Annotated in this window: 7 protein-coding genes; 4 read left to right on the forward strand and 3 right to left on the reverse strand. The window is 68.1% G+C overall.

The features are described 5' to 3' along the window. Nucleotides 1–1,053, forward strand: a 1,053-nt coding sequence (locus tag G6018_RS03250; protein WP_347237781.1) for a hypothetical protein, incomplete at its 5' end; no start/stop codon positions are given. Here G6018_RS03250 and G6018_RS03255 read toward each other — a convergent pair. Further along, nucleotides 1,010–1,945, reverse strand: a complete 936-nt coding sequence (locus tag G6018_RS03255; RefSeq protein WP_179525226.1) for a hydrogen peroxide-inducible genes activator — start codon at nt 1,943–1,945, stop codon at nt 1,010–1,012. The genes G6018_RS03250 and G6018_RS03255 overlap by 44 nt on opposite strands. A 154-nt stretch (nt 1,946–2,099) precedes the next feature. Between G6018_RS03255 and G6018_RS03260 the strand changes: the two genes are divergently transcribed. The 3 genes from G6018_RS03260 to G6018_RS03270 all read left to right on the forward strand — a co-directional run bounded on the left by G6018_RS03260 (nt 2,100) and on the right by G6018_RS03270 (nt 4,310). Beyond that, nucleotides 2,100–2,696, forward strand: coding sequence for a peroxiredoxin (locus G6018_RS03260; protein ID WP_182610194.1), 597 nt, complete (start codon nt 2,100–2,102; stop codon nt 2,694–2,696). After that, the gene (locus G6018_RS03265) at nt 2,693–3,217 is read left to right on the forward strand and encodes a carboxymuconolactone decarboxylase family protein (RefSeq protein ID WP_179525224.1); all 525 of its coding nucleotides are present in this window, start codon (nt 2,693–2,695) and stop codon (nt 3,215–3,217) included. The genes G6018_RS03260 and G6018_RS03265 overlap by 4 nt, the downstream gene beginning before the upstream one ends. Before the next feature lie 175 nt (nt 3,218–3,392). Next, nucleotides 3,393–4,310 carry a hypothetical protein gene (locus G6018_RS03270; RefSeq protein ID WP_182610193.1) on the forward strand — a complete coding sequence of 306 codons (918 nt, stop codon included), beginning with the start codon at nt 3,393–3,395 and terminating at the stop codon, nt 4,308–4,310. Between the two features lie 115 nt (nt 4,311–4,425). On the opposite strand, the gene G6018_RS03275 is transcribed toward G6018_RS03270, so the two are convergent. Together G6018_RS03275 and G6018_RS03280 are read right to left on the reverse strand one after the other, a co-directional pair. Next, complete coding sequence (locus tag G6018_RS03275; protein ID WP_304816413.1) at nt 4,426–5,142, reverse strand: DUF3159 domain-containing protein; 717 nt, start codon at nt 5,140–5,142, stop codon at nt 4,426–4,428. Beyond that, nucleotides 5,139–5,444, reverse strand: a 306-nt coding sequence (locus tag G6018_RS03280) for a hypothetical protein (RefSeq protein ID WP_182638701.1), incomplete at its 5' end; no start/stop codon positions are given. The genes G6018_RS03280 and G6018_RS03275, both read right to left, overlap by 4 nt.

Below are 5,444 nucleotides of genomic sequence, written 5' to 3' on the forward strand. Positions count from 1 at the left end.
CGCTCCCCCGGCGCGATCCCGACGGCCCGCCCAGTCCCGGGTGCACCGCCCCAAGAAGAAGCGACGGTCGTGAGCCCGCGGCGCCACGCCGCCGACCCGGTTCTGGTGCCCGAGCGCCTCTGGCGGGCGCTGGAGCGCCGGCACACCGAGGCCGTCGACTCGCTGACCACCGACCACCTCGAGCGTCGACGACGAGGCGAGCCGCACCCGGTCGCGGACTTCCTGTTCACCTACTACCGGACGAGCGTCGCCACCGTCCGACGCTGGCATCCCGGCCCGGGGATCATCCTGGAGAACGCCCACCTGACCGAACGGGCGCAGTGGCGCCACTACGAGCGGACCTCCCTGCACGGTCGGTCCGGACTGATCGTGGATCCCACGTCCGTCCTGTCCCGATGCGGCCCCCGCCTGTCCCGCGCGCGCGAGATCGTCGAGGCCACCGCGTCCAGGCCGGGCGCACTGGGTTGTTTCGGCCTTCACGAGTGGGCCATGCTCTACCGGGGAGGCGACGATGCCGTTCGTCATCCCCGGGTGCCCCTCCGGGTATCTCAGCCACTGATCGACGACGTCGTCGACGGATCCCGGCTGCGGTGCACCCACTTCGACGCCCTCCGGTTCTTCACCGAGGCCGCCGTCCCCCTCAACAAGGACGTCCTCACCCGCGCCGAACAGGTCCGCAACGAGCAACCGGCCTGCCTGCACGCCGGTATGGATCTCTACTCGTACGTGGTGGACATGGAGGCCGGCGCCCCCGGCGAGCTCCTGGTGGACACGTTGGCCGCGGCCTTCGACGCCCGCGAGGTCGACATGCGGTCCTCGCCCTATGACCTGTCCGCCTGGGGACTCGACCCGATCCCGGTGGAGTCCCCCGAGGGACGAGCGGTCTTCGTCGCCCACCAGCGCGGATGGGTCGCGCGGACACAGGGGCTCCGCGCCCGGTACCTGGAGGCGGCGCGGGCCCTGGAGTCGACGAACCCCACCTGCCCGGCCGGCGCCGGACGACCGCCGGTCAGGCGGCAACCGCCCCGAACAGCCGCTGGGCCACCTCGGTGATGACGCTCCCGAGCTCGGCGTAGGCGTCGTCACCGGCCGTGGCCGTGCGGAGCACCAGACCCATCGTCCGGCCCGGTGCGGGCTCGACGAACCTCGCGACCCCGATGCCGGGGTCGCGGCTCTCGGACACCACGGCCGACTCCGGCACGATCATCACCCCCAGCCCCCCGGCGACGCACCTCACCGCGGTGGTCAGGGACGCCGCCCGCGACCCACCACGACCCAGGATCGGAGCCGAGACCCGCCGGCACAGGTCGACGGTCTGGTCACGGAGGCAGTGCCCCTCGTCGAGCATCAGCAGTGGGAGATCCACGAGGGCCTCGAGGGAGAGGCCCTCCTGCCCGGCGAGCGGGTGGTCGGCCGGGACGAGGAGAGCGAACGGTTCGGTGTACAGGGGCATACCGATGGCACCCGCGGCATCGGTGGGAAGGGCCATGATCGCGACGTCGATCGCCCCCGAGCGCAACTGCTCGAGCAGTCTGGCGGTCTGATCCTCGACGATCCGTGGCCGCAGATCCGGGAAACGCTCGGTCAGGGCGGGCAGCAGCCCCGGCAGGAGGTAGGGCGCCGCCGTGGGGATCACACCGATGCGGACGTCGCCCGACAGCGGCCCCCCGCTACCGGCGGCGATGTCGGCCACCGCGTCCATCGCGCCCACCGCGGCCCGTGCGAACGGGAGGAGCTGGTGCCCGACCGGTGTGACGAGCACCGTCCTGGTACTCCGTTCGACCAGGTGAACCCGGAGTCCCTCCTCCAGAGTCGCCAGGGCCTGGGAGAGCGACGGCTGGCTCATTCCCAGCTCCTCAGCGGCACTGCGGAAGTGGAGACGCTCCGCGACAGCGAGGAACACCCTGAGCTGGGTCACGCTCGGAACGAACCGCTGATTGGCCATGTCGATGAGTGTAGGACGATCAATAGCCCCACGTCGATGATTATTCACCCTCCCCTATGGGTGATCTTCACCTCATTAGGCTTTACCTCTCACTGCGCGTCGGGCATAGTCTCCCCTGCCCGTTCAAGAACGGCCCATAACCCAGGAGGATCACATGGCACTTCTCACCATCGGCGATCAGTTCCCCGACTTCGAGCTCACCGCACTCAAGGGCGGCGACCTCCAGCAGGTCAACGCCCAGCAGCCCGAGGACTACTTCGAGACGCTCACCAACCAGTCGTACGCCGGCAAGTGGCGGGTGATCTTCTTCTACCCGAAGGACTTCACCTTCGTCTGCCCCACCGAGATCGCCGCGTTCGGCAAGCTCGACGAGGACTTCCAGGACCGCGACACGCAGGTCCTCGGTGGCTCGATCGACAACGAGTTCGCGCACTTCAACTGGCGCGCGACCAACGACGAGCTCAAGGGTGTCCCGTTCCCGCTCCTGTCGGACATCAAGCACGAGCTGATCCGCGCGCTCGGTGTCGAGAACGCGGACGGGGTCGCCGACCGCGCGACCTTCATCGTCGACCCGGACAACGTCATCCAGTTCGTCTCGGTGACGCCTGATGCCGTCGGCCGCAACGTGGACGAGGTCCTCCGTGTCCTCGACGCCCTCCAGTCGTCCGAGGTCTGCGCCTGCAACTGGCAGAAGAACGACCCGACGAAGAACATCAACAAGATGGACATGCTGCAGGAGGGCATCAAGTGACCATCGAGAACCTGAAGTCCGGGCTCCCTGAGTTCGCGAAGGATCTCAAACTGAACCTCGGCTCCCTGGCGCGCTCGACAGAGCTGTCGCCGCAGCAGCTGTGGGGGACCTTCCTGGCCACCGCCGCGGCGACCCGGTCCGAGACCGTGCTGTCCGAGATCGCCGACGAGGCGCGCGAGCACCTGTCCGACGAGGCGTTCAACGCCGCCCTCGGTGCTGCGTCCATCATGGCCATGAACAACGTGGCCTACCGCGCCAAGGAGTTCCTGGGAGACGACTACGCCCAGGTCCGCATGGGCCTCCGGATGAACATCATCGCGAACCCGGGTGTGGAGAAGGCCGACTTCGAGCTCTGGTCCATGGCCGTCTCGACGATCAACGGCTGCGAGAACTGCACCGCCGCGCACGATGACGTCATCCGCAAGGAGGGCATCACCAAGGAGCAGGCCTGGGAGGCGGTCAAGATCGCCGGCACCGTGGCCGGCGTCGCACAGGCTGTCGAGATCCACGCCAACATCTGACACCCTCGTCCGGTCAACGGACCCGGAGCCCCGTCGACATCGTCGACGGGGCTCCACGCATTTCCCCGCCCCGACCGTCGAGTTGGCACTCCCCAAAACGCCCGGACAGGACTAGGTTCGGAGCCAGGCAGGTGGAAGAATCTTTCACACCGACGCGAAGAGATCTGGAGATGCCATGACCACCGGAGGTACCCCGTCAGGAGACGGGAACCCGAACGATCCGACCGGCACCGGCGCCGCCCAACAGAACTGGGGTGGACAGCAGTACGGCGGACAGGGGGACGCACAGGGATTCGGCCAGGAGCCCTATCCCGGACAGGGCTACGGCCAGGAGGGCTACGGCCAACAGGCTTATGGCCAGCAGGGATCCGGAGGGCAGGGCTTCGGCCAGCAGCCGTACGGTGACCACGGTTACGGGGCGGGGTACCCCCAGTCCGGCCAGGGGGGCGGGCCGGTGATGACGGGCAGGGTGTCCGCCACCGACGCCATCGGCGCCGGCTGGCAGATGTTCAAGAACAACCCGCTGCCGTGGGTTCTGGTCACGTTGGCGATGTTCCTCGCCAACGGGCTCGCGAGTTCGATATCCAACTCTCAGTCGGCGTCGGTGGCGTTCCTGGGCTCGATACTGGCGATCGCCGTGAGCTTCCTGTTCCAGGCATTCATCATCCGGGGAGCCCTCCTCGAGGTGGACGGGCACAAGCCGGAGATCGGCGACTTCTTCAAGTTGCAGAACTTCGGGGCGTTCGTCATCGCCGCGATCCTCGTGGCGATCGCGACGTCCATCGGGTTGATCCTCCTCATCATCCCCGGCATCGTGATCGCGTTCTTCCTGTACTGGACCCTCCACTTCGTCGTGGACCGCAACATGACCGCGATCGACGCCATGAAGTCCAGCGTCAACGCGATCAAGTCCGACGCGGGAAACCTGTTCGCTCTCGCGGTGCTCAACATCCTCGTCGTCGTGGCAGGTTTCCTCGCCCTGTTCGTCGGGCTCCTCATCGCGATCCCCGTGGCCACCCTGGCCTCGGTGTTCGCCTACCGCACCATCACGGGCCCGAGCGAGTTCTCGCGGATGGCGACGAGCACGATCTGACCACCGCGTCACTCGCGCTCGCGGCTGACGGACACGAGCTGGGCAGACGACGGCCCCCGGCGAACTCGCCGGGGGCCGTCGTCCATCCGAGGTGATGCCGTATCGGTCGTGCGTGTCAGTCGTGCGTGGTGGGTTCCCGGGCCTCCGCGGGCTCCCTCTCGTAGACCATCGCGCGCCGCACCGCCCAGATCGTCGCCGCGAACGCCAGCAGCGCGAGCGGCCAGCCCATCGCGATGCGGGCGGCCCCGAGCCAGTTGACCTCGTCGTTCAGGTAGAGCGCGTACTGCAGCACTGCGCGTATCGCGAAGAGCCCTGCCCAGATCCACGTGGCGACGGCGTACCACCGACGCGCTTTCGGGTGACGGCGCCAGGACATCCCTTTTCCGTCGAGCAGGCCCCAGATCACCCCGACGAGTGGCCACCGCGCGAGCGCGGACAGGGCGAACACCCCGCCGTACACCGCCTGCGTGATGATCCCGTAGAGGAAGTATCCCTTCGCGCTCCCGGTGCGCCAGGCGATCAGGACACCGATCGCGACCCCGAAGAAGCCGGAGATCGCCGGCTGGGGGTTCTCCCGTCGGACCAGTGACCACGCCAGCATGGCGACCGCCACCCCGAGCGCCGCCCAGATCGCCACCGTCAGTCCCCAGAAGCCGTTGACGGGGACGAAGGTCAGGATGGGGATCGACGAGTAGACCAGGCCGCGGACGCCACCCATCTGCTCGAGCAGCGAGGCGTCCGGGTCACCGAACGCGGACTTCCGCTTACCTCCCGCGCTCTCCGGGGGCACTTCTCCGGTGGACTGCTCGCCGGCCCGCTCAGACTCGGTCACACTTCTCCTCCGCGTGTAGCGCCCGGTTGCCCACTGAGCAATTCGTAACGTGGATTGAACATGACCTTCTGGCCGGACCGGACGCCGATACGCCCGGTCACCTTGACGAAGCGGCCGGTGTCGATACCCGGGATCGAACCACGTCCCAGCCAGCACACGTCCACCGCACCCGTACCGTCGTACACCTCGGCGGTCACCCCGAGGAACCGCTCTCCCCCTCCGGAAAGGACTGTGCGCACGCGCCCGGCCAGGGTGACCATCTGCCCTCTCCGGGCGTCCTCGACGGGCGAGCAGCCGATGCC

The organism is Dietzia sp. DQ11-44 (assembly GCF_014145205.1).
Lineage (GTDB): Bacteria > Actinomycetota > Actinomycetes > Mycobacteriales > Mycobacteriaceae > Dietzia > Dietzia natronolimnaea.

What these genes read in the sequence shown, in the direction of transcription:
- G6018_RS03255 (WP_179525226.1), bottom strand. Translation starts at nt 1,945, where the DNA reads ATGGCCAATCAGCGGTTCGTTCCGAGCGTGACCCAGCTCAGGGTGTTC.
- G6018_RS03260 (WP_182610194.1), top strand. Translation starts at nt 2,100, where the DNA reads ATGGCACTTCTCACCATCGGCGATCAGTTCCCCGACTTCGAGCTCACC.
- G6018_RS03270 (WP_182610193.1), top strand. Translation starts at nt 3,393, where the DNA reads ATGACCACCGGAGGTACCCCGTCAGGAGACGGGAACCCGAACGATCCG.